Source organism: Paenibacillus sp. J22TS3 (assembly GCF_018403205.1).
Classification (GTDB): domain Bacteria; phylum Bacillota; class Bacilli; order Paenibacillales; family Paenibacillaceae; genus Fontibacillus; species Fontibacillus tuaregi.
Window position 1 is genome coordinate 1 of sequence record NZ_BOSF01000040.1, and the last position, 255, is coordinate 255.

At 56.1% G+C, this 255-nt stretch carries 1 rRNA gene; it reads right to left on the minus strand.

Annotation, left to right across the window (positions count from 1 at the left end):
- A 16S ribosomal RNA gene (locus KJS63_RS25945) occupies window positions 1-255 on the minus strand; the annotation flags it as partial.

The window sequence follows — 255 nt, forward strand, 5'->3', positions numbered from 1 at the left end:
CCGTCAGACTTTCGTCCATTGCGGAAGATTCCCTACTGCTGCCTCCCGTAGGAGTCTGGGCCGTGTCTCAGTCCCAGTGTGGCCGTTCACCCTCTCAGGTCGGCTACGCATCGTCGCCTTGGTGAGCTATTACCTCACCAACTAGCTAATGCGCCGCAGGCCCATCCATAAGTGACAGATTGCTCCGTCTTTCCCAAGTCCCTCATGCGAGGATCTTGCGTATCCGGTATTAGCTACCGTTTCCGGTAGTTATCC